Origin of the sequence: Enterovibrio sp. FF113, assembly GCF_041439165.1 — a bacterium.
GTDB lineage: Bacteria > Pseudomonadota > Gammaproteobacteria > Enterobacterales > Vibrionaceae > Enterovibrio > Enterovibrio norvegicus_A.
The window spans coordinates 43,354-64,430 of the sequence record NZ_JBGONO010000019.1; the positions used below are offsets into that span (position 1 = coordinate 43,354).

Sequence of the window (21,077 nt, forward strand, 5' to 3'; positions counted from 1 at the left end):
CTCTTAATTAATCATAAAAATGGGATTATTGAACGCTCACACGCAATGCTGCAGACACAGCAAATGGCATCAGTGTTGCCGAACCCACAAGCATTGCGCCTAGAATCGCAAGCTGACCGTTGATCGGAAATCCATTCGAAGCCATCTCAATCGCTGACGTTGCAAAGATCAAAACTGGGATAAACAAAGGCAGCACAAGAAGACTTAACAGCACGCCTCCTTTACGAAGTCCTACCGTTAGCGCAACACCAATTGCCCCTAAAAAACTCAAGGTTGGTGTGCCTAATAACAATGTAAGCACCACGGCTTTGTAGGTCGCCCAATCTAAAGAAAGTAATACTGCCAATAGCGGACTTATGATCAACAAAGGCAAGCCTGTTAGCAGCCAATGGGCAACAATTTTAGCAAATGCCAATACAGACAAAGGTTCTGGCATCAATAACATTTGCTCTAGTGAGCCATCAATAAAGTCATCACGAAACAAACGCTCAAGTGACAACACAGCAGCAAGTAACGCGGCCACCCAGATAATGCCGGGCGCGATTTCTGCCAATAGGTTTGGCCCAGGTCCAATACCTAATGGAAAAAGCGTGATGACAATGATGAAAAACCATAACGGATTTAACATGTCTGACTGGCGTCGATAGGCAATCAGCAGTTCACGTCGAATAATTTGGTACATCGCCGCCCCCATTACGCACCCAACTTAATGCGACGCAGTAATGGATTTCCATCAAACATATCTTGATGGGTGGTGAACAACACCATCCCTCCGCCATCGACATGTTTTTGAAAGAGACTTTCCAGCACTTTTACGCCTTGTTTATCGATCGCGGTAAGCGGCTCGTCCAGTATCCACAGCGGAGATTTGCTAATCCACAGCCTCGCCAATGCAACTCTTCGGTTTTGTCCCGCGGAGAGCTGCGCAGCAGTGACATCTTCTCGACCGGCCAAACCCACACGGGCTAACGCATCCCAAAGCGCTGTTTCATCGGTTTCACCATGCATCTTTTGATAAAACGCCAGATTTTCAAAAGCAGTCAGTTCACGCTTTACGCCCGTGCTGTGCCCCAAAAACAATAGATTGCTGTAAAACGCTTCACGTGCTTTGGTCACTGATTTTCCTTGCCAAAGCACATCGCCTGATTCAGCCAATCCCAACCCTGCAATAATTCGCAGTAAGGTGGTTTTGCCCGCACCATTTGGGCCTTCTATCTGTACAAGTTCGCCAGGCGACACTGTAAAGCAAAGGTCTTCGAACAATACTCGTTCATCACGAATACTGTTGAGTTGACGTACTTCCAACATGAGAAATCAATGTTCCCGATAAAGTATTCAAAAATTTGCCCGATAATAACATAGAGGTTTTTAATACCGTTAGCGGCGCGATCCCGCTCTTGTCCGCCATACGTTAATAATTGTGAGTAAATATGAAAATAGATAACGCCAGTAACATCAACGTATTAACGCTTGAGAATATCCAAAGTAAACTTCAGGGAAAACTGTTGCAGGTGGGACAAGACAAAACGGGCATGAGTTCCCCCCCTCAACCACTATCTTCGCAACTTGCTCAAGTTCTAAGACTGATCAATTTATTCCCTCTTTTACTTTCCTCGCCAGCCTCCTCTTTGCCAGGAAATACGCCAAGTGCGCACGCTGTGAGTACTCTATTAAATGCACTCGTCATGCCAAGCACACCAGAGCTTGCAGCAAAATGGTTGGCTGAACGGCAATCGGACAAAGCGCTTCTTGATGCATTGCGACTCATCACGTCGGGAGCGGACGACGAAAGCAGCGGCAAGCTTAAAGCTCTACTTATGCTGGTAACCGAGCAACGTTTGCAAGACGGCAATAAAGCCAATGAGCACCACTGGTTGTTTCCTCTTAGCCATTTAACACCAACACCGGTTCGCATCACCGCCAAAAAGAAGACCTTGGGTAAACGGAAAAAATCTCGTTGGAGCGTGACAGTTAACCTCACATTGTCAAAAAACCGTCACCTCACCGCCACCGCAGAGTTAGAAGAAAAATCGTTGTCGCTGACGCTAACCACGGATTCCCCAGCGTTACATAAGAAACTCGAGCATGCCCTGCCAACTTTAGAGAAACAACTGAATAAACATCAAATTTGTATGTCTGAATGCAAAATAGAAATGAGCGAATACTGCGAACCTGTCGCGCTAGAAGCCGGAGTTAACATTCAAGTATGAAGAAACCCAAAAGCGCGGTGGCGCTTCGATATGATGGCATTAATGCACCGCAAGTTAGCGCGAAAGGCTATGAAGCGTTGGCAGAAAAATTGATCGAGGAAATGGAGAAAAACGGCGGTTTGGTGCACAGCGACGAAACCTTGATGAACTGGCTATCTGCATTGGAAGTAGGCGATGAAATACCAGAGCAATTGTACTTGGTGATCGCAGAACTGATCGCGTTTGCGTGGTATTTAGACGGAAAAACCCCGCCCGGATGGGAAGGGTCTGTCGTCAACAAATCAGTGTAACCGTAGTTTGCTATCCTAGAGAGGACATTTGCACTACCTCACCATCCGTTGCTTTCTGATGCTAAGCAAAAGTTCCGCCTCAGCTTTTGGAAGATCACATTCTTCCATCAACTCATGGATATCGGCACCTAGCTCCACCATCTTGCTTGCTCGACTGTAGAGTCGACCATCCGGATCGTGCATTTCCAGCTCGTTTTGCTTATCAACCAAGTCATCGAATCGTTGGGATAGTTCGGCGAGTTTCTGGCTCATGCCAATCGAGCCTGCACGCAATTCATTGAATTGCTTTGAAAGGCTCTCATGCTGCTGGCGAGAGTTTTTATATAGCAGCTCCATTGCCTGGAATTTGGCATCCAGATTCAATCGGGCTTTTTTCTCTCGACGTAGTAGCAAGAATGCAACCACCGCTACGGTGATGGACACACCGAGCGGTAGCCAATGCAACACGACGTCAAGCATTACAGCATGGCCATGTCTGACCACTCATCGTCAGAGAGCAGTTTGTTCAAGTCAACCAGGATCAGCAAGCTACCATTGCGGTTGCTAACACCTTGGATAAACTTGGCACTTTCATCGGTACCCACGCTTGGCGTGGTATCGATTTCTGAAGTTCTGAGATAGACCACCTCAGCCACGCTATCGACCATGATACCAATCACTTGCGACTCAGCTTCAATCACGATGACGCGAGTGTTGTCAGAGACATCACCTTGCATCAAACCAAAGCGAGAACGCGTGTCGATAACCGTAACCACGTTACCACGAAGGTTGATGATGCCCAGCACATAGTCTGGTGCACCCGGTACCGGCGCGATTTCGGTATAGCGTAAAACTTCTCGAACCTGCATGACGTTAATGCCATAGGTTTCGTCTTCCAGCTGGAAGGTCACCCACTGTAGAACCTCGTCATTCACGTTATCTTTTTGAACTTCAGCTACCTGACCCATTTATTTTCCTCTTTACGTGCTGTGCTGCGTCAATTACGCCAACGCGTTGGCATCTATACCTTGATTTAGCATGGCAATCAGCGCTTCGACGTGAATCAATGCGCACATCTTTTGTTTGACTAACCCGGCCAACCAAGGCCGCTTGCCAGCTTGTTCACGCCATCGCACTTGTTCGCCCTTAAGTGACTCTGTACCTAGCAGGGTATTGCAAGCCAATCCCCACTTGCTGTCACCCAAGATCACTATATAACTATAGCCTTCGCGATGGTTGTTATCTGTTATTTTTTCCGGCATTACCCACATGGCCGTATCGACAACGTCGAGCTGCTGATCTCGCTCTGTTTGCAAGCCCAAATACCAGTCCGGCCGACCGATAAGGTGATTGCAGTCTTCCAGTCGATGAATACCCCCTAGCTCGGCCAATGGCACAGCATAGGTAACACCAAAAGATTCAAAGAATAAAACCTGGAAAGCAGACTCAGACGCAATGTTTTGCCAAGGCGGCGCAATATCTTCGTCTTCTTGCATTTCCGGTTCGACGTCAACGTTGGTTTCAACATCAACAGTCTCTTCAATCGCAATGTCGTCTGCAACAACCTCTTCGACGTGTGCCATCACGATGTCTTCAACGACAATGACCACATCGGGTTCTGCACTGAGCGTGACCGTATCGAGTGCCACATCCGTTGAGATCTCTACGTCAAGGTCAGCCTCGACAGCACTCTCAACCTCAATTGAGATATCAATAGCGACATCAACATCGGTCATCACGTCAACATCTTGCACTGTGTCGACGTTAGTCAATACATCTATGTCAGTAACGACATCGTTGTCAGTTGCAGCCTTAACGTCAGTGTCAGCCAATACCTCTGTATCAGTGCTAATTTCAGCATCAACGTCGAGTAGTGTATCGACGTCTGCGTCTAATTCGACTTCAACTTCCATGCCCTCTTCAAGCTGAAGCTGACTAAGGAGTTTTTCTACTGACGACAAATCACGCTCTTCTTTCGTGAGTGTCGCGCCACTGAATGTGTCTGTTGGCTCTATCGCCGCAGGCTGAGGCACCAAAGCTGCAGCGTCAACGACCTGAGAGGTCGCATCCGTGTCTTGCGACTGTGGCAGAACATCGTCTTCCAACAGCGCATCAAAATAATCGTCCAGCGCCTGAACACTGGACAAGGCACGGCTATCTTTCATCCTGTTCCAGTCGCTCCAAATAAGAGAGCAGCGTTTTGTAAGCAAATACGCCGCGACAGTTTTTCGCATAATACGATGGCGGCATGTGCTTTAAGCTGGCATCACGGAATTTAGTATCAATCGGCACCGCTGACGACCAAACTTGATCGGGATAACGCACTTTAAGCTCTTGCAACGTTTCCAGCGAAGCACGTGTACGTTTGTCGTACATGGTAGGCACAATGCACACTTTGAAGGCTGAGCTTCGGGATTTCTGCATGATCTGCAAGGTACGGATCATGCGTTCTAAGCCTTTCATAGCCAAGAACTCAGTCTGTACTGGTATTAGAATACGATTGCTTGCAGCCAAGGCATTAACCATCATCACGCCCAAGATAGGCGGGCAATCGATCAGTGCGTAATCGTAATCTTCTTCGAGGCAAGCTAGGGTCTTTTTAAGCATCAACCCCATGCCACCGCGATTACCCATTGCTCTATCCAATGTCGCCAAAGACATGTGGGAGGGCAACAGATCTAAGTTTTTATATTCGGTGTTTAGAATGAGCGGTTTGACCGTATCTCGATTGATAGTCTGCAATTGGAATAGATCAAATAGCGTACGTGGCAATTTATCCGAATCGTAATTCAGATACGTTGTCAGGGACGCATGTGGGTCGGTGTCGATCAACAACACACGTTTGTTTCTTTCACTGAGAAGCCCAGCAAGGGTGATGGTTGAGGTTGTTTTTCCTACGCCACCCTTCTGGTTTGCAATGCTCCAGACTATCACAGCCGCTCCTTAAACCAGATTGAGCTCGACAAGGATACGCTCGGCAATGCGATCTAGAGGCAGGTCTTCTGTTGAAATCCCTGCTTTCGCGACTGCTTGCGGCATACCATAGACAACACAGCTGTCTTCGTCTTGTGCCCAAACGGTTGAACCTTGTTGTTTCAGCATTCTAGCACCGTCTCGACCATCAGCACCCATTCCGGTGAGTACCATAGACAGCACTTTATCGCCGTACACGTTTGCAGCTGAACCGAATGTCACATCGACACACGGTTTGTAATTCATACGATCGCCACCATCGATGATTTTGACACGCGTTGAACCTGGACGTCCATCAATCATCATCTGCATGCCGCCTGGGGCAAGATAAGCCGTACCGGCTTTAAGCGGCTCGCCATCTTGCGCTTCTTTTACTGAAATTTTACACAAGCCATTTAGACGCTGCGCAAAGGCCGCAGTAAATGTGGATGGCATATGCTGAATCAAAAGAATTGGCATTGGGAAATTCGCGGGTAACGCACTGAGCACTTTTTGCAGAGCCACAGGCCCTCCCGTCGATGTGCCAATCGCTGTAAGCTGATACCGCTTACCCGTGGCTTTAAATCGCCCCCCCGTTGACGCTGAACGCGCAACGGGTGCAGTGTTAGACGTCGAGCCCGCTAAAGGTCTAGCCGAAGTAGGCCTAGCAACTGAGCTGGGCGAAGTGGCCGTGCTTGTCGAAGATGTCACCGTGGTTGAAGTTACCGCTGGACGACGCATGAACGGTCGCTTACGCGCTATTTCGCTCACACGTTGCTGCAATAAACCCACCGCTTCATCTCTATTGCGCGCGATGTCTTCAAATTTTTTCGGCAGGAAGTCGAGTGCACCCGCATCCAGTGCATCAAGCGTTGCTTTGGCGCCATCATGCGTCAGTGACGAGAACATCAAAATGGGGGTTGGATTGGTCCGCATGATCTCACGAACTGCGGTAATCCCGTCCATCACGGGCATTTCGATGTCCATCGTAATTACATCGGGTTTTAGCTTAGCGGCTTTTTCTACAGCCTCTTTACCATTGACTGCACAGTCAATAACCTCAAGACGAGGATCCCCGTTAATAATTTCACTCACTCGGCGACGGAAAAAGCTCGAGTCATCCACCACCAGTACTTTCACTGCCATGTTATTCCTTTAAATTATTATCGGCTAGCGTAGCGCTTGAGCAGATTAGGCACATCAAGAATTAATGCAATGTGACCATCACTGGTAATCGTTGCACCTGCCATTCCTGGCGTTCCTTGCAACAACTCATCCAACGGTTTGATAACCACTTCTTCTTGTCCAATCAGGGAGTCGACAACGAATGCAACTGACTGATGCCCCATCTGAACAACAACAACATGACCGCTGTCTCTCACCTCTGCGCGCGTCTTACATAGCCAATCTTGGAGATAGAACAATGGAATGGCTTTTTCACGAACAATGATGGTTAACTGACCGTCAATCGTATTGGTTCTCGATAAATCCAAGCCAATGATTTCATTAACATTAGAAAGCGGGAATGCAAACGGATTGTTACCAATACCGACCATCAACGTTGGCAAAATAGCCAGTGTGAGTGGCACTTTGATTGAGATGACAGTACCACGGCCTAGGGCCGAGTCGATGGAGATCGTGCCGTTAAGCTGGGTAATGGCGGTTTTCACTACATCCATGCCCACGCCTCGGCCGGAGATATCTGAAATCTCGACTTTGGTTGAAAAGCCCGGCGCAAAAATCAGGTTGAACGCTTCAACATCCGTCAAACGTGCTGCCGCGTCAGCGTCCAACACGCCACGATTAACTGCGATTTCACGAAGTTTTTCAGCATCCATACCGCCACCATCATCTTCGATGGTTAGCAGAATATGATCGCCTTCTTGAGATGCCGCCAGTGTCACCGTACCTACTCGAGGTTTACCGTTTTGCTCGCGAACATCGGGCATTTCAATCCCGTGATCAACCGAGTTACGCACCAAGTGGACCATTGGATCGGCCAGTGCTTCAACCAGGTTTTTATCAAGATCAGTTTCTTCACCGCGCATTTCCAGCACGATGTCTTTTTTGAGAGTACGAGCCAAATCGCGAACAACGCGGGGGAAACGACCAAACACCTTTTTAATCGGTTGCATGCGGGTTTGCATCACTGCGCCCTGCAAATCAGCCGTCACGACGTCGAGGTTCGTCACCGCTTTCGCCATGTGTTCATCTTCGCTGTTTGCACCTAGGCTGACCAAGCGGTTTCGCACCAGTACCAATTCACCCACCATGTTCATAATGGTGTCGAGCGTTGACGTGTTAACACGAACGGTTTGCTCTGGCTGTGGAACCGGTGTTTTTTTCTCTTCAGCTTTAGCTGGTGGCTTTGCTACTGGTGCTGGCGGCTTCGCCGCTGGCGCTTCTGCTTTTGGAGCAGGAGGTGGAGCAGGTGCAGGTGCAGCTTTGGGTGCAGCAGCAGCAGGCGCGGCTTTGTCATTAGACACTGCATTTTCGATAGGGCTTTTGCCCTTACCGTGCAAATCGTCTAATAGTTTTTCGAATTCATCATCACTGATTTCATCACTGCTTGGACTTTCTACCGCTGAATTTTGAGGCGGCGGAGAAGCTTGTGAATTGTCACTACCAAGGTCAGGGCCTTTACCTGCACCGTGTAAGTCATCCAATAATTTATCGAATTCATCATCGGTCATGTCGCCACTGTCCGACGAGGCAGCAGGCTCTGCATTACCCACCGTTGGCGATTGGCCTTTGCCATGGAGCTGATCGAGCAAGCGGTCAAACTCATCGTCGGTGATTTCATCAACAGAGTCGCCCGCAATCGCATCGCCGCCAGATGGCGTTTCGACGATTTCAGGTTCTGGTTCTGGCTCGGGTTCAGGCTCGGGTGCAACAGCTTCAGTCGCTTCGTCTTCAGAAGCTGGTCTACTGTATTTGTGCAATGCAGCCAACAGTTCTGGATTAGCGGCTGGTGCTGGCTCACTTTGTTGAACACAAGCAAACTGCTCATTAACAGTATCAAGCGCTTGAAGGATGATATCCATCACTTCTGCGTTTATTTCACGGCCACCATTACGAAGGTTATCAAAGATGTTTTCGGCACCGTGGCAGGTATCTACCAGCTCAGTGAGTGACAAAAAGCCTGCACCACCTTTAACCGTGTGAAACCCACGGAAAATTGCGTTCAACAAATTGCGGTCTTCCGGCGTTTTTTCCAGATCCACAAGCTGTTCAGACAATAGTTCCAGAATTTCCCCTGCTTCGATCAAAAAGTCCTGCAGGATTTCTTCATCCATTTCAAAGCTCATAACGCCTCCCTAAAAGCCAAGACTTGAAAGTAAATCGTCCACATCATCCTGACTCTGCATCACATTTTTCTCTTGACGCTGTTCCTCAGTGACGACGGGACCTTCAGCCTCGATGCCAGATTGTTGTACTGTTTCTGGTTCTAATTGTTCCTGTTCATCATCCAACCCAAATGCTGTCAGGATTTCGACCAGTTGTTTTTCGACTTCTTGAACCAAATCTATAACGCGACGAATAACTTGCCCCGTAATATCTTGGAAATCTTGCGCCATCAAGATCTCAGTCAGTTGACTGTGTAATTTAGTGGTATCGCCTTCGACCTGTGTCAGCAAACCATCGATCTGATGACACAACTCTTTGAAATTTAATAGGTCAATCCGCCCTCCCATGAGATTATTCCACTGAGGTCTAACCTGAGAGAGACAATCTTGAAGGTTATCGGCGATAGGTAACGTCGCTTCCACTGCATCCATGGTTCGGTTTGCAGCGATTTCCGTTTTTTCCATAACAAAGTTAAGGCGATCTTTTGCATCAGGAATCTCGCTAGTAGCGAGATCATTGACGCGCGGATCCAAGCGAAAATTAGAGAGCGAATCGTGCAGTTGCCGTGTCAGTTTCCCAACCTCATTGAAGAGCGGATTACGCGGGTCGCCGGTCAATTTGGCCAACAACTCGTTCGCGCCTTCCTGATTCCCTTCTTCTAGCAAACTGACCAATTCTTTAGCTTGGTCGAGTGTTATCATTATTTTAATAATCCTTCACTGCGCGAAGAAGCAAATCACATGCGTTCGAAAATCTTGTCCAGCTTCTCTTTCAGCGTGGCTGCAGTGAATGGCTTAACAATATAGCCATTAACGCCCGCTTGAGCCGCTTCTACGATTTGTTCACGCTTGGCTTCGGCTGTGATCATCAATACTGGCAAATGCTTAAGATCAGCATCAGCACGAATATTTTTGAGCAGATCGATGCCCTGCATTCCCGGCATGTTCCAGTCAGTGACGACAAATTCAATACCACCTTTTTTGAGAATAGGCAGTGCTGTTAAGCCGTCATCTGCTTCAACGGTGTTGTTGAAACCCAGATCACGAAGGAGATTTTTAACTATACGTCTCATTGTTGAGAAATCATCAACAATGAGGATTTTCATATTTGTATCCAAAGTTGCCTCCGGTGAGGTCCCTTATAATTATAAAAACTTACTTTGACCAAGCAGTTAGCTTGGTCCGTAACCGCTGCATTGCCTGATTTTGAATCTGGCAAACTCGGGATTCACTGACCCCGATAATGGCACCAATCTCCTTGAGGTTAAGTTCCTCGTCGTAATAGAGAGAGAGTACCAAAGCTTCTCTTTCAGGGAGTCCTTTGATGGCTTTAGCTAGGTGCGCCTTAAAGCTATCTTCTGCGACTTCCTCAAAGGGAAGGTTCTCTTCGCGATGCTTTTCTGTCACGAAAGCATCTTCTGAAACGCCTAGATCTTCGATACCAATTAGTCGCCCAGCATTGATATCATTTTGGATCTGATAATACTGGTCAAGGCTCATACCCAAACGTTTCGCAATTTCTTTGTCGTTAGGATCTCGTCCTAACTCGCCTTCCAGTTGCGAAATGACCTCGCTGATCTGGCGGTTGTTTCTGTGCACAGAGCGTGGAACCCAGTCACCTTTTCGGATGTCATCTAACATGGCACCACGAATTCGGATCCCGGCATAGGTTTCAAAACTCGCCCCTTTTGAGGCGTCATAGTTTTGTTGCGCTTCTAACAGGCCAATCATGCCCGCCTGAATCAAATCATCAACCTGCACATTAGGGGGCAAACGAGAAACCAGATGATGAGCAATACGCTTTACTAGCGTTGAATATTGCTCAAACACTGTTTCCGTTGAGGCTCCTGTCCTGCTGTAGGTGAGCGCTCTATTCACCGAGATAGTCTCCTGCCGCTTCATCGCGTACAAGAAGTCTCTCGACAAAGAACTCCAAATGCCCACCTGGGTTTCGAGGTACTGGCCAGGTCAGCGCTTTGTTCGCAAGTGCATTCAAAGCGAGGGCTGCAGGCGATTGAGGAAACGCATCCACAACCACTTTTTGCTTCTTCACAGACTGTCGCACCCGTTCATCTAATGGAACACATGCTACTAATTCTAGATTAGCATTTAAAAATCTTTCTGTTACACGCGTTAATTTTGTAAATAAATCGCGACCTTCTCGATAACTGCGCACCATATTGGCCACAATTTTGAAGCGAGTAACGCCATGTTCACGGCTTAACAGCTTGATTAATGCGTAGGCATCAGTGATGGATGTTGGCTCATCACACACCACAATCAATACATCTTGCGCCGCTCGTGAAAAGCTAAGCACCATGTCAGAAATACCCGCTGCCGTATCGACAAGCAGTACATCCACCTCTTCATCCAAAGTACCAAAGGCACGAATAAGGCCAGCGTGTTGCGCCGTTGATAGCTCTGTCATGCCTCGCATTCCCGATGACGCAGGAATAATCTTTAAGCCATGGGGCCCTTCTACAATAATGTCTTTAAGGTCACAGACACCTTGCATAACGTGGCTTAGGTTTTTACCAACACGTATTCCCAAAAGCACATCAATATTCGCCAAACCCAAGTCAGCATCCAACACCATGACTTTTTTACCTTGCTTCGCCATTGCCATGCCGATACCCAAGGTAATATTGGTTTTGCCCACGCCACCCTTGCCACCCGTTACGGTGATCACTTTGGTGCGAGTCGGGTTTGTCATACGGCGGAGGCCGCTTGCTTGATCATGCATGGTTGTCTCAATCATAAAAGTCCGCCGCATTCGACTCTGGTACATCATGACTCCAGAAATGGTTTTGCTGCTCTGAATCTTGATCCATTAGTTCACTTGCCCTGTTGACCAGGTATCTTCCACTGGCATGACGAATGTCTTCTGGCACTCGTTGCCCGTCAGCAAGATAAGTCACTGGAAGCGCATTTTCGATGGTCACGCTCAGTAGCTCCCCTAGGCTGAGAGATTCATCCAATTTTGTCAGCACACACCCTGATAGGGGAATACGTCGAAAATGGTCAATGGTCTCTTGTAACACGCGACGCTGTGAGGTGGCGGGTAAGACAAGTAAGCTTCGGATATGTGAACCACTACTTTGGATCAGAGTATCAAGTTGTTCTGAGAGCCTCAGATCACGCTGGCCCATGCCTGCGGTATCCAAAAGGATCAGTCGACGATGACGTAACTGATACAGAATATCGGCCAGTGTGTCTGCATCTTTAGCAACTTTTACCGGACAGCCTAAAATTCTGCCGTAAGTCGCAAGTTGCTCGTGTGCGCCGATACGAAATGTATCTGTTGTCACCAGTGCTATTTCTTCTGGGCCGAAGTCCATTGCCGCCCTTGCCGCAAGTTTCGCGATCGTGGTGGTTTTCCCTACGCCTGTAGGCCCTAAAAGAGCAATGACGCCACCGGTTTCCAATAGGTTTTCACTTGAAGTAATCACTTGATCTGCAACAAGTTCTAGCAACTCTGACCACGCTTCATTCGGTGCAGTATCTTCCGGAATATACCCTGCTAACTGGTCAGCCAGCACGGGTGAAATCCCCATTTTTTCGAGTCGTTTGATTAACATGGCGCGAAGCGGCTCTTTGCGCTCAACTTCTTGCCACATTAAGCCTGATAATTGGTGTTCCAACAGGCTCCGAATTGTTGCCATTTCTTTACGCATCGATTCCATTTCGTCCGGTTGTCGAGGCGCTGGCTTACGTAATTCTTTGCGAGTATCGTCAAGACGATTTTCCTGACGCGCGCCGGTTCTTGGGTCACGGCGCTCCATGTCGTCACGTTTTTGACGATATAAGCGATCGAGTTCCTGACCTTTGGCTTGCTGGTTGTTTCGAGCAGTTGTTGAGCTGTAGCCTTGACCACCTGCATTGCCGCCCTTCGCATTGCCATTTTGAGCATTGTTGCCTTGAACACCATTGGGGCGACGAAGTGGCTGCTGCGCCGCACCGTAAGCTGTTTCTGTTTCACGGCGACGTATATCACTCTGACGAGCAAGCAATGCACTGAGTGAATCAACTTCTGGTTCAGGCTCTTCAAGGCGTTCATTGTCTGGCAGTTGTGACTGATAGCGGTCCAGCAAGCTGGAAAACTTGCTACCAAGAGCACCACCTAATGGCTTTCTGGACGCCTCTTTGTTGATGTCACGACGAAGATGGACTTTGTCGTCAGCAACGCGACGAGGCTGTTGCGCGCGATCCATACTCTGAGCCATTTGTGTTTTTGCGGCTTCTTTGCGCACATCACGAGTTGGCGTTTCAGTATCAACAGCCGCCACGATTTCGACACCGCCGGTCACTTTCTTGTTCGACATGATGACCGCATCTGCGCCGAGTGCTTCTTTCACTTCGGCTAATGCTGTACGCATGTCTTTGGCAAAAAATCGTTTAATTTTCAAAATCGTTGTCCTGATTTACTGATGCACGGCATCAGTTGCCAACCGCTCTTACAATTCTTATTTGTTTTTCGTCTGGCACTTCCTGATAAGACAGAACGCGCAATGACGGAATCGTGTTCTTAACAAACTTGGCTAAGGTGGATCGAAGAACGCCTGAGGTTAGCAATACTGCGGGTTCACCCTGAAGTTCCTGCTGTTGCGTTGCCTCTGACAAGCTTTGCTGCAATCGCTCAGCAAGCCCTGGTTCTATACCTGTGGACTCGCCACCTGATGCCTGCATAGTTTTATGCAATATCTGTTCCAACTCAGGAACCAACGTAATCACTGGCAACTCAGGCTCTATACCATTGATTTCTTGTACGATTAATCGCTTGAGTGAAATGCGCACTGCGGCCGTCAAAATGTCAGGATCTTGACTCTTCGGCGCGTACTCAGAAAGTGTCTGAATGATGGTTCTAACGTCACGAATAGGAATGGCTTCATTGAGCAAGTTCTGCATCACTTTCACGACCGCCCCCAGCGACACAAGGTCGGGGATCAACCCTTCAACCAAACGAGGCGCCTGCTTGGCAAGCATGTCGATAAGATTTTGTGCTTCTTCGTGACCCAACAAACGCTCTGCGTTGTTAGTCAGCATCTGACTTAAGTGTGTCGCGAGTACCGTGGCGGAATCAACCACGGTATAACCCAGCGCTTGCGCATGCTCACGCTGAGATTTATCAATCCAAACCGCTTCAAGGTTGAATGCTGGGTCAACCGTCGGTTCGCCTTCAATCGGGCCAAACACTTGCCCAGGGTTAATCGCCAACTCTTTGTCAGGTCGAATATCGGCTTCACCGACAGCCACGCCCATCAAGGTAATGCGGTAACTGTTAGGTGGCAGTTCGAGATTGTCGCGAATATGTACAGGGGGTATGAGAAAACCAAAATCCTGCGACAGCTTTTTACGCACGCCTTTCACACGGTCGAGTAGCTCACCACCTTGGTCTCGGTCAACCATAGGAATTAAGCGATAACCTACTTCTAAACCAATGACATCAACGGGTTGTACGTCATCCCACGACAACTCTTTCGGTTTAGGTTTGACCAAATCTTGTTTAGGCGTTTCTTCTGCCGCCTTCTTAGCATTGTCACGCTGTTGCGTTTTCCAATACGCAAAACCACCGCAAACAAGTGCCAACGACAGGAAAGGAAAATGTGGCATACCTGGCACCACGCCCATCACGGTCAAAATTCCCGTCGCGATGATCAGTGCTTTAGGGTTTTCAACAAGCTGGAACACCACTTGTTGTCCCATGTCTTCGTCTGTGTTTTGACGCGTCACCATGATAGCGGCGCCAATAGAGAGCAAAAGCGATGGGATTTGCGCGACGAGGCCATCACCGATGGTCAGCAGCGTATAGATTTCAATGGCATCGGAGAAGCTGACGTCATGCTGAACCATACCAATCGACAAGCCGCCGATGATATTGATCGCCAGAATCAAAATACCCGCGATAGCATCGCCTTTGACGAATTTCGACGCACCGTCCATCGAGCCGTAAAAGTCAGCTTCTTTTGTGACTTCCGAACGACGCGTACGTGCTTGGTCTTGGTCGATCAATCCAGCATTCAAGTCGGCATCAATCGCCATTTGTTTACCTGGCAATGCGTCCAAGGTAAAGCGTGCGCTCACTTCTGAAATACGGCCAGCACCTTTGGTAACAACCATGAAGTTGATAATCATCAAAATCAGGAAGACAACGAGGCCAACAGCGTAGTTGCCACCAATCACCACCGAACCAAAAGCGTCAATAACCTGACCCGCAGCACCCGGCCCTTCATGACCGTGCAACAAGACCACTCGCGTTGACGCAACGTTCAGCGCCAAGCGCAGCAATGTGGCGATAAGAAGTACGGTTGGAAACGCAGCAAAATCGAGAGGTCTACGGGTGTAAATGGTCACCAGCAGGACAACAAGCGACAAGGCGATATTGAAAGAGAAGAACATGTCGAGCAAGAAAGCGGGAACGGGTAAAATCACCATCGCCAGCGCTGAGAGCACCAATATCGGCGCACCCACTGCAGGCATGACGCCAAGCTTGAACGGGAGTTTTTCTTGCACCTTATTGATGTACGGCAACGAAAGCTTCATGGGTCGTTTGTTGTCTCAGGCTAAATCACTATTTACTACTAAGCAAAAAACGAACCATCTTTTTTAGGCTTTAATATCAACACATTGCTAAAAATCGTGCGCATTTCGACCAATTAACGACGTAATTCTGTCGGTATAGGGAGTTGTTGGTCCGCCAACGACGTCGGTTTACGTCCACGCCCCTTTTGATACTGCTTTAGCTGGAACACGTAAGCCAGCAATTGCGCCACCGCCGCGAACAAACCGTCAGGAATTTGGTCTTCCAGTTCCGTGCTGTAATACACAGCACGCGCCAAAGGAGGCGCAGGGACAATGCTAATGTCATGCTGTGCGGCAACTTCTCGAATTTTAATCGCCATAAAATCCGAACCTTTGGCGACCACGACTGGGGCACGGTCTATTTTACTGTCATAGCGAAGGGCGACCGAATAGTGCTCTGGGTTGGTGATCACCACGTCAGCAGACGGGACTTCCGCCATCATGCGGCGCTGTGCCATTTCACGTTGGAGCATACGAATACGCCCTTTAACCTCAGGTTTACCTTCGGTATCTTTGTATTCATCTTTAATTTCTTGTTTCGTCATTTTTAGCTGATCATTGTGCTGCCAAATCTGGAACGGCACATCGATCGCGACAACGACCAGTAAAGAACAGCAAATGAGAAGCACAAAATTCAGCAAGATATCTAGTGCGTGATACAAATTGGTGGGGAACATTTCAACGTTGAGCTGATAAAAATCACCAATACTGGACCACATCAGGTAAAACGCCACCCCAGCCACCAGCGTTACTTTCAAAATCGATTTGAGCAACTCCACCATACTCTGCATGCCAAACATGCGTTTTATCCCTTGAAGTGGGCTCATTTTGGAGAGCTTAGGTCTTGCTGCTTCCCAAGAAAACGACACCCCACCCAGTGCAGATGCGCCAATTAAGCCAGCAACGAACAACATCAGCAACACCTGAGCCAATGGCCAAGTGACGTGAAATATGGCGCCATAAATGATCCGTCCTAACAGGGTGACGTCAAAGATTTCCTCTCGCGACAGCGTAAAAAACTTACGCATGGTTTCCATCAGCGCTTCACCTACGCTTTCGCCAAACCACATGAGTGCGATGGCACCTATCACCAATACAGCGACTGATGCCAGTTCTCTTGAGCGCGGTACTTGACCTTTTTCTCGCGCCTGCTCACGCCTTCGGGGCGTGGCGTCTTCTGTGCGTTCTTGGCCTTCGTTTTCTGCCATTAGGCACCTCCACTCACATTACAGTCGAGACGAATCAAGTCACAGACGGCATTCACACCCGTATCCCAGTGGTTCAGATAATGCGGTAAGATCCCGCTGAGCAAATACATGCAAATCATGAGGCCAACCAGCAAGGCAAAGGAAAAGCCGAGTGAAAAAATGTTTAACTGAGGGGCGGCACGTGTCATCACACCGAAGGAAATGTTGACCGTCAGCAGGGCAATAATGCCCGCCAATGCCATGCCCAATGCCACGCTGAACATGATGCCAAACCAATCAGTCAGCGCCCGATAATCTGCAGATTGCAACGTTTCGCCAATGGGTAAGCTTTTGAAACTCATCACTACCAGACTCAGCATTTGTAAATGCCCATCGGTAGAAAGGAAAAGCATGGTTGCGATAAACAGATAAAACTGCCCCAGTAAGGGCGTGTTTTGGCCGTTAGCGGGATCAACCATTGAAGCGAAGCCAAGGCTCGACTGCATACCGATTATCTGACCAAGCAAGACAAAGGTCTGCATCACATATTGGGTAATCGTACCCATCGCGATGCCAATCAGTAGTTGTTGAGCCAACACCAAAAAACCACCAAAAGAGACTAGCTCTACGGTGTCTGGAATACGTGGAATGGCGGGCATCACAGCAAAAGTAATCGCAAGTGATAGATACAAACGTACGCGTACCGGAACAAAACGCGCGCCAAAGAACGTCATGGTCATCATCATGGCGGAGATACGTGTCAACGGCCAAAAGAACTGGGCCATCCACTCAAGAATAATGTGCGCGGGATATTCCATGCTGAATGCTCAGTCAGTAAAGCAGCGTGGGGATTTCTTCCACCAAACGGATGAAATACTCCATCAGCATTCGTGTCATCCAGTGACCAAACACCATCATAGCAACTAGCGTTGCAATCAGACGCGGCAGGAAACTCAAGGTTTGCTCATTGATTGAGGTGGCGGCTTGGAACACAGCCACGATTAAACCCACGATAAGACCCGGAATAATGATGGCGCAGACCATGACAAGTATCAGGTACAACGCATCTTGAAACAGCTCAACAAACGCTTCTGGTGCCATAACGAACTCCTACCCAAAACTGCCGGCTAATGTGGACAAGATGAGGTTCCACCCATCCACCAGCACAAACAGCATGAGCTTAAACGGCAAGGACACAATCATGGGTGATAGCATCATCATACCCATCGCCATCAACACAGATGCCACAACCAGATCGATGATCAAAAAAGGAAGGAATAACATAAACCCGATCTGGAATGCGGTTTTCAGCTCTGACGTGATGAACGCAGGGATCAACACTGTCATTGGGACTTGCTCAGTCTCTGTGGCATCAGAGCCGGACATACTCACAAAGGTTTCTAAGTCTTTCACTCGCGTTTGCTTGAGCATGAACTCTCTCAGCGGGATCTGCACAAGGTCAAATGCTTCGCGGGAACTAATTTCTTCATTGAGGTATGGCTGAACGGCAGTGACATTCATTCGGTCGATAACAGGTGACATCACAAAAAAGGTGAGGAACATGGCGATGCCAATGATGACCTGATTCGACGGTGTTTGTTGCAAGCCCATGGCCTGACGCAATATCGACATCACCACCACAATACGGGTAAATGAGGTCATCAAAATCACAATCGCTGGTAAGAATCCAAGCGCGGTCATGAGCGCCAGAATTTGCAGCGTCACCGAATAGTCTTCTCCCCCATCGGGATTGACCGTCATGGTCAGCGCTGGAATACCACCGCCTCCATTGGTGGCTTGCATCATTGAGGCTTCACCGGCCTCACTGATCAGGGTTTCTGTCACCGTTTCAGTCGCGGGGGCTGGCTCTTCTTGCGCGAACGCATACGGTGTGACAATAAAACAACAAAGCGCCAGAAAAATGGCACTGACAGATTTAAGACGCATCATTTTTTCTCAGAATTTGATTAAGTTGAGAAGAAAAGGACGGACCTTGCTCTGGCGCAGCAATGGGCGTATCCAACGTTTTCAATAAAGTGATTTGATGCGGCGTGACCCCCACCAAGACTTGTTCACCGTTAACATCGAGCACAACAACACGCTCTTTTTGTCCAAGTGGTATTTGGCTAACGACCTTGAGCCCTGACTTAGCACCCATCAAAGAAGGAACTTGCATACGCTTAAGCACCCATGCCAAACCAAAAATCACACCGATCACCACCAGCAGAGCAACAAAGGTTGTCGCTAGATTTTGGCCGTTTGAGGTTGCTGCAAACGCGCTTGGCGTAAAAAGTAAACCCAATATAGTCAGTCGCAGGTGTGCCATTTTCTCTCTTCTTCACATTCGTTTTTTGAGCAATTTATCTGTTTAAGCAAAATTCAGGCCGAAAAAAAAGCACGCCACTAGGGGCGTGCTCTTTCTATGCATTTTTTATGGCATTCAGGGGACGTGCCAGTACGATCGCGATCGATTACCCGTTCGAATAAAAAACGGTTAGCGCAGTTTCTTGATACGCTCTGTCTGGCTGATCACATCCGTTAATCGAATACCAAACTTATCATTGACCACAACCACTTCGCCGTGGGCAATCAAGGTGCCATTCACCAATACATCCAGCGATTCACCGGCGAGGCGATCCAGCTCCACCACCGAACCTTGGTTCAATTGCAGCAAGTTACGAATATTGATATTAGTGCGCCCCACTTCCATAGAAATGGTGACAGGTATGTCGAGAATAGCGTCAAGCTTACGGGCTTCATCGGCATTAATTGGCGGAGCTTCATCTACCAATTCATCCAGTGGTGCCGTTTGAACGTCATCCCCACCTTCGACTTCTGCCTGTTCGGCAAGCGCCGCAGCCCAATCGTCTTCTACATCACTCATGATTATCTACCACATCGTGTTTGTCAGTGTTATTCATCGTGGTTAATTCTGCCGCTTTCAGCATGCTCAAAATCTGACATGTCTTCTTCCAACAGCACGATGTCGCTTTTCGCCACTTCAGGGCGTTTCAATTTTTCGCTAATTTTGATAGCAAGATTGTCGTTAGCTTGTCCCATTTTCCCGCGGAACGTCGGCAAATCTTCAACAAAAACGGTGCAGGCATCAGGCATTTTCACCGGAATGACATCCCCGACTTCCAATTCCATCAAATCACGTAAAGAGAGTTGGGTTTCCAGCAGCTTCGCTGTTAACTCCACTTCCACATCCATCACTTCATCTTGCAATGCTTTTGACCAACGAAGGTCCGTATCCATCTTGTCACTTTGGATACCTGCATCAAGTAATTCACGTATCGGCTCCACCATGGAATACGGCATAACCACGTGGAAATCACCACCGCCACCATCCAATTCAATGTGGAAGGAGCTTACAACAATCACTTCTGTTGGGCTCACAATGTTCGCCATTGCTGGGTTTACTTCGGAGTCGAGATACTCAAACTCCACTTTCATCACTGGCGCCCACGCGTCTTTGTAATCTTCAAATACCAGTTTCAACAGCATTTGAATCACTCGACGCTCCGTGGGTGTAAACTCACGGCCTTCGATACGGGCGTGGAATCGACCATCACCGCCGAAGAAATTCTCCACCAAGATAAACACCAGTCTCGCTTCCATGGTCACTAACGACGTGCCTTTAAGCGGACGGAAGCGCACCATGTTCAAACTGGTGGGAACAAACAAGGTGTTTTGGTATTCACCAAACTTCACCATCTGAACGCCGTTAATCGACACTTCAGCACTTTTACGCAGCATGTTGAACAAGCTGATCCGCATATGTCGCGCGAAACGCTCGTTAATCAGCTCCAGTGTGGGCATTCGCCCACGGACAATGCGGTCTTGCGATGAGAAGTCGAAGTTGGAAGCAGAAGCAATATCGCCTCCACCACTCGCTTCGGGTTCATCATCTTCTACATCGTCCACACCATGGAGAAGCGCATCAATTTCGTCTTGACTGAGTAGATCGGTCACATTGCACCTATTGCATTACAAAGCCAGTAAACAACACCCGCTCAACCACAGTTTTGCCGGTGACTTTTTCCATTGCAGCCTGAACAGTGTCGACTGCTTGTTTTCGGACTTCCACTTGTCCTTGCGGCGTACGAAGTTGTTCCACGGTTGCAGCCCCAAATGTCGTCAGGAGACTGTGCTCAACCAGAGGCAAATTCTGTTTCGCCATTGTTTCATTTCTATCGCCACGCACCATCAATTGGACATTCACTTGCACCAATCTCTGTTGCATGTCTCCTGTCACGTTGAACACAAACGGCTGCTGCAAGGTGACATAAATTGCCTGAAGATTCACCGGTTCGGCTTCTTCAATCACGATATCTTCTTGTGCCGCGCTGTTATCTCCTCCCATGAGGAATAAAAAAGCACCAGCACCACCGCCTAACAACACCAATACCGCGACGATAATAATAATCAGTTTCTTTTTACCACCACCACCACCGCCTGCTTCGATATCTTCGTCTGCCATGACTTACCTCAATTCTCGGTTTAATCCAATTCCACATTCAAAACATACGC

At 48.3% G+C, this 21,077-nt stretch carries 24 protein-coding genes; 2 read left to right on the forward strand and 22 right to left on the reverse strand.

The features are described from left to right. Positions 1 to 25: 25 nt before the first annotated feature. Positions 26 to 694, reverse strand: a complete 669-nt coding sequence (gene ccmB, locus ACED36_RS15560) for a heme exporter protein CcmB (protein WP_016960158.1) — start codon at positions 692 to 694, stop codon at positions 26 to 28. Next, positions 694 to 1,308, reverse strand: a complete 615-nt coding sequence (gene ccmA, locus ACED36_RS15565) for a cytochrome c biogenesis heme-transporting ATPase CcmA (RefSeq protein ID WP_016960157.1) — start codon at positions 1,306 to 1,308, stop codon at positions 694 to 696. The genes ccmB and ccmA overlap by 1 nt, the downstream gene beginning before the upstream one ends. A 122-nt stretch (positions 1,309 to 1,430) precedes the next feature. Between ccmA and ACED36_RS15570 the strand changes: the two genes are divergently transcribed. Further along, on the forward strand, positions 1,431 to 2,210 hold the full coding sequence (locus ACED36_RS15570) for a flagellar hook-length control protein FliK (protein ID WP_016960156.1): 780 nt from the start codon (positions 1,431 to 1,433) through the stop codon (positions 2,208 to 2,210). Next, positions 2,207 to 2,500 carry an EscU/YscU/HrcU family type III secretion system export apparatus switch protein gene (locus ACED36_RS15575; RefSeq protein ID WP_016960155.1) on the forward strand — a complete coding sequence of 98 codons (294 nt, stop codon included), beginning with the start codon at positions 2,207 to 2,209 and terminating at the stop codon, positions 2,498 to 2,500. Before ACED36_RS15570 ends, ACED36_RS15575 begins: the two co-directional genes overlap by 4 nt. A gap of 33 nt (positions 2,501 to 2,533) precedes the next feature. On the opposite strand, the gene ACED36_RS15580 is transcribed toward ACED36_RS15575, so the two are convergent. The 20 genes from ACED36_RS15580 to fliL form a co-directional block, all read right to left on the reverse strand. Next, complete coding sequence (locus ACED36_RS15580) at positions 2,534 to 2,959, reverse strand: DUF2802 domain-containing protein (RefSeq protein WP_016960154.1); 426 nt, start codon at positions 2,957 to 2,959, stop codon at positions 2,534 to 2,536. Further along, positions 2,959 to 3,447, reverse strand: a complete 489-nt coding sequence (locus tag ACED36_RS15585; protein ID WP_016960153.1) for a chemotaxis protein CheW — start codon at positions 3,445 to 3,447, stop codon at positions 2,959 to 2,961. The genes ACED36_RS15580 and ACED36_RS15585 overlap by 1 nt, the downstream gene beginning before the upstream one ends. Before the next feature lie 33 nt (positions 3,448 to 3,480). Next, positions 3,481 to 4,644 (reverse strand): chemotaxis protein CheW, encoded by a 1,164-nt coding sequence (locus ACED36_RS15590; protein WP_371733510.1) that lies wholly within the window; start codon positions 4,642 to 4,644, stop codon positions 3,481 to 3,483. Next, entirely contained in the window at positions 4,634 to 5,413 is a 780-nt protein-coding gene (locus ACED36_RS15595) for a ParA family protein (RefSeq protein WP_016960151.1), read from the reverse strand. The genes ACED36_RS15590 and ACED36_RS15595 overlap by 11 nt, the downstream gene beginning before the upstream one ends. A 9-nt stretch (positions 5,414 to 5,422) precedes the next feature. Continuing rightward, the gene (locus ACED36_RS15600) at positions 5,423 to 6,577 is read right to left on the reverse strand and encodes a chemotaxis response regulator protein-glutamate methylesterase (protein WP_371733511.1); all 1,155 of its coding nucleotides are present in this window, start codon (positions 6,575 to 6,577) and stop codon (positions 5,423 to 5,425) included. 17 nt (positions 6,578 to 6,594) lie between these two features. Beyond that, positions 6,595 to 8,739 (reverse strand): chemotaxis protein CheA, encoded by a 2,145-nt coding sequence (locus ACED36_RS15605; protein ID WP_371733512.1) that lies wholly within the window; start codon positions 8,737 to 8,739, stop codon positions 6,595 to 6,597. A 9-nt stretch (positions 8,740 to 8,748) separates the two neighbouring features. Continuing rightward, positions 8,749 to 9,480: a protein phosphatase CheZ gene (locus ACED36_RS15610; RefSeq protein WP_371733513.1), complete on the reverse strand. Its 732-nt coding sequence runs from the start codon at positions 9,478 to 9,480 to the stop codon at positions 8,749 to 8,751. Positions 9,481 to 9,515: 35 nt separating this feature from the next. Next, positions 9,516 to 9,884 (reverse strand): chemotaxis response regulator CheY, encoded by a 369-nt coding sequence (gene cheY, locus ACED36_RS15615; RefSeq protein ID WP_016960147.1) that lies wholly within the window; start codon positions 9,882 to 9,884, stop codon positions 9,516 to 9,518. Positions 9,885 to 9,933: 49 nt separating this feature from the next. Continuing rightward, positions 9,934 to 10,656, reverse strand: a complete 723-nt coding sequence (locus tag ACED36_RS15620) for an RNA polymerase sigma factor FliA (RefSeq protein ID WP_026023987.1) — start codon at positions 10,654 to 10,656, stop codon at positions 9,934 to 9,936. Beyond that, on the reverse strand, positions 10,649 to 11,536 hold the full coding sequence (locus tag ACED36_RS15625; protein ID WP_016960145.1) for a MinD/ParA family protein: 888 nt from the start codon (positions 11,534 to 11,536) through the stop codon (positions 10,649 to 10,651). Before ACED36_RS15625 ends, ACED36_RS15620 begins: the two co-directional genes overlap by 8 nt. Beyond that, the gene (gene flhF / locus ACED36_RS15630) at positions 11,529 to 13,184 is read right to left on the reverse strand and encodes a flagellar biosynthesis protein FlhF (protein WP_371733514.1); all 1,656 of its coding nucleotides are present in this window, start codon (positions 13,182 to 13,184) and stop codon (positions 11,529 to 11,531) included. The genes ACED36_RS15625 and flhF overlap by 8 nt, the downstream gene beginning before the upstream one ends. 31 nt (positions 13,185 to 13,215) lie before the next feature. Then, positions 13,216 to 15,318, reverse strand: a complete 2,103-nt coding sequence (gene flhA / locus ACED36_RS15635) for a flagellar biosynthesis protein FlhA (protein WP_371733515.1) — start codon at positions 15,316 to 15,318, stop codon at positions 13,216 to 13,218. Positions 15,319 to 15,431: 113 nt separating this feature from the next. Continuing rightward, positions 15,432 to 16,565 (reverse strand): flagellar biosynthesis protein FlhB, encoded by a 1,134-nt coding sequence (gene flhB / locus ACED36_RS15640; protein WP_371733516.1) that lies wholly within the window; start codon positions 16,563 to 16,565, stop codon positions 15,432 to 15,434. Beyond that, complete coding sequence (gene fliR, locus ACED36_RS15645) at positions 16,565 to 17,362, reverse strand: flagellar biosynthetic protein FliR (protein ID WP_026024217.1); 798 nt, start codon at positions 17,360 to 17,362, stop codon at positions 16,565 to 16,567. Before fliR ends, flhB begins: the two co-directional genes overlap by 1 nt. Before the next feature lie 13 nt (positions 17,363 to 17,375). Beyond that, positions 17,376 to 17,645 (reverse strand): flagellar biosynthesis protein FliQ, encoded by a 270-nt coding sequence (fliQ, locus tag ACED36_RS15650; RefSeq protein ID WP_016960140.1) that lies wholly within the window; start codon positions 17,643 to 17,645, stop codon positions 17,376 to 17,378. A gap of 9 nt (positions 17,646 to 17,654) precedes the next feature. Next, complete coding sequence (gene fliP, locus ACED36_RS15655; protein ID WP_017006211.1) at positions 17,655 to 18,491, reverse strand: flagellar type III secretion system pore protein FliP; 837 nt, start codon at positions 18,489 to 18,491, stop codon at positions 17,655 to 17,657. Then, positions 18,481 to 18,870, reverse strand: coding sequence for a flagellar biosynthetic protein FliO (gene fliO, locus ACED36_RS15660; protein ID WP_016960138.1), 390 nt, complete (start codon positions 18,868 to 18,870; stop codon positions 18,481 to 18,483). The genes fliP and fliO overlap by 11 nt, the downstream gene beginning before the upstream one ends. 168 nt (positions 18,871 to 19,038) lie before the next feature. Further along, the gene (fliN, locus tag ACED36_RS15665) at positions 19,039 to 19,428 is read right to left on the reverse strand and encodes a flagellar motor switch protein FliN (protein WP_016960137.1); all 390 of its coding nucleotides are present in this window, start codon (positions 19,426 to 19,428) and stop codon (positions 19,039 to 19,041) included. A gap of 29 nt (positions 19,429 to 19,457) precedes the next feature. Beyond that, positions 19,458 to 20,519, reverse strand: coding sequence for a flagellar motor switch protein FliM (gene fliM / locus ACED36_RS15670; protein ID WP_016960136.1), 1,062 nt, complete (start codon positions 20,517 to 20,519; stop codon positions 19,458 to 19,460). A gap of 7 nt (positions 20,520 to 20,526) precedes the next feature. Then, positions 20,527 to 21,027, reverse strand: a complete 501-nt coding sequence (gene fliL, locus ACED36_RS15675; protein WP_016960135.1) for a flagellar basal body-associated protein FliL — start codon at positions 21,025 to 21,027, stop codon at positions 20,527 to 20,529. Positions 21,028 to 21,077 lie beyond the last annotated feature (50 nt).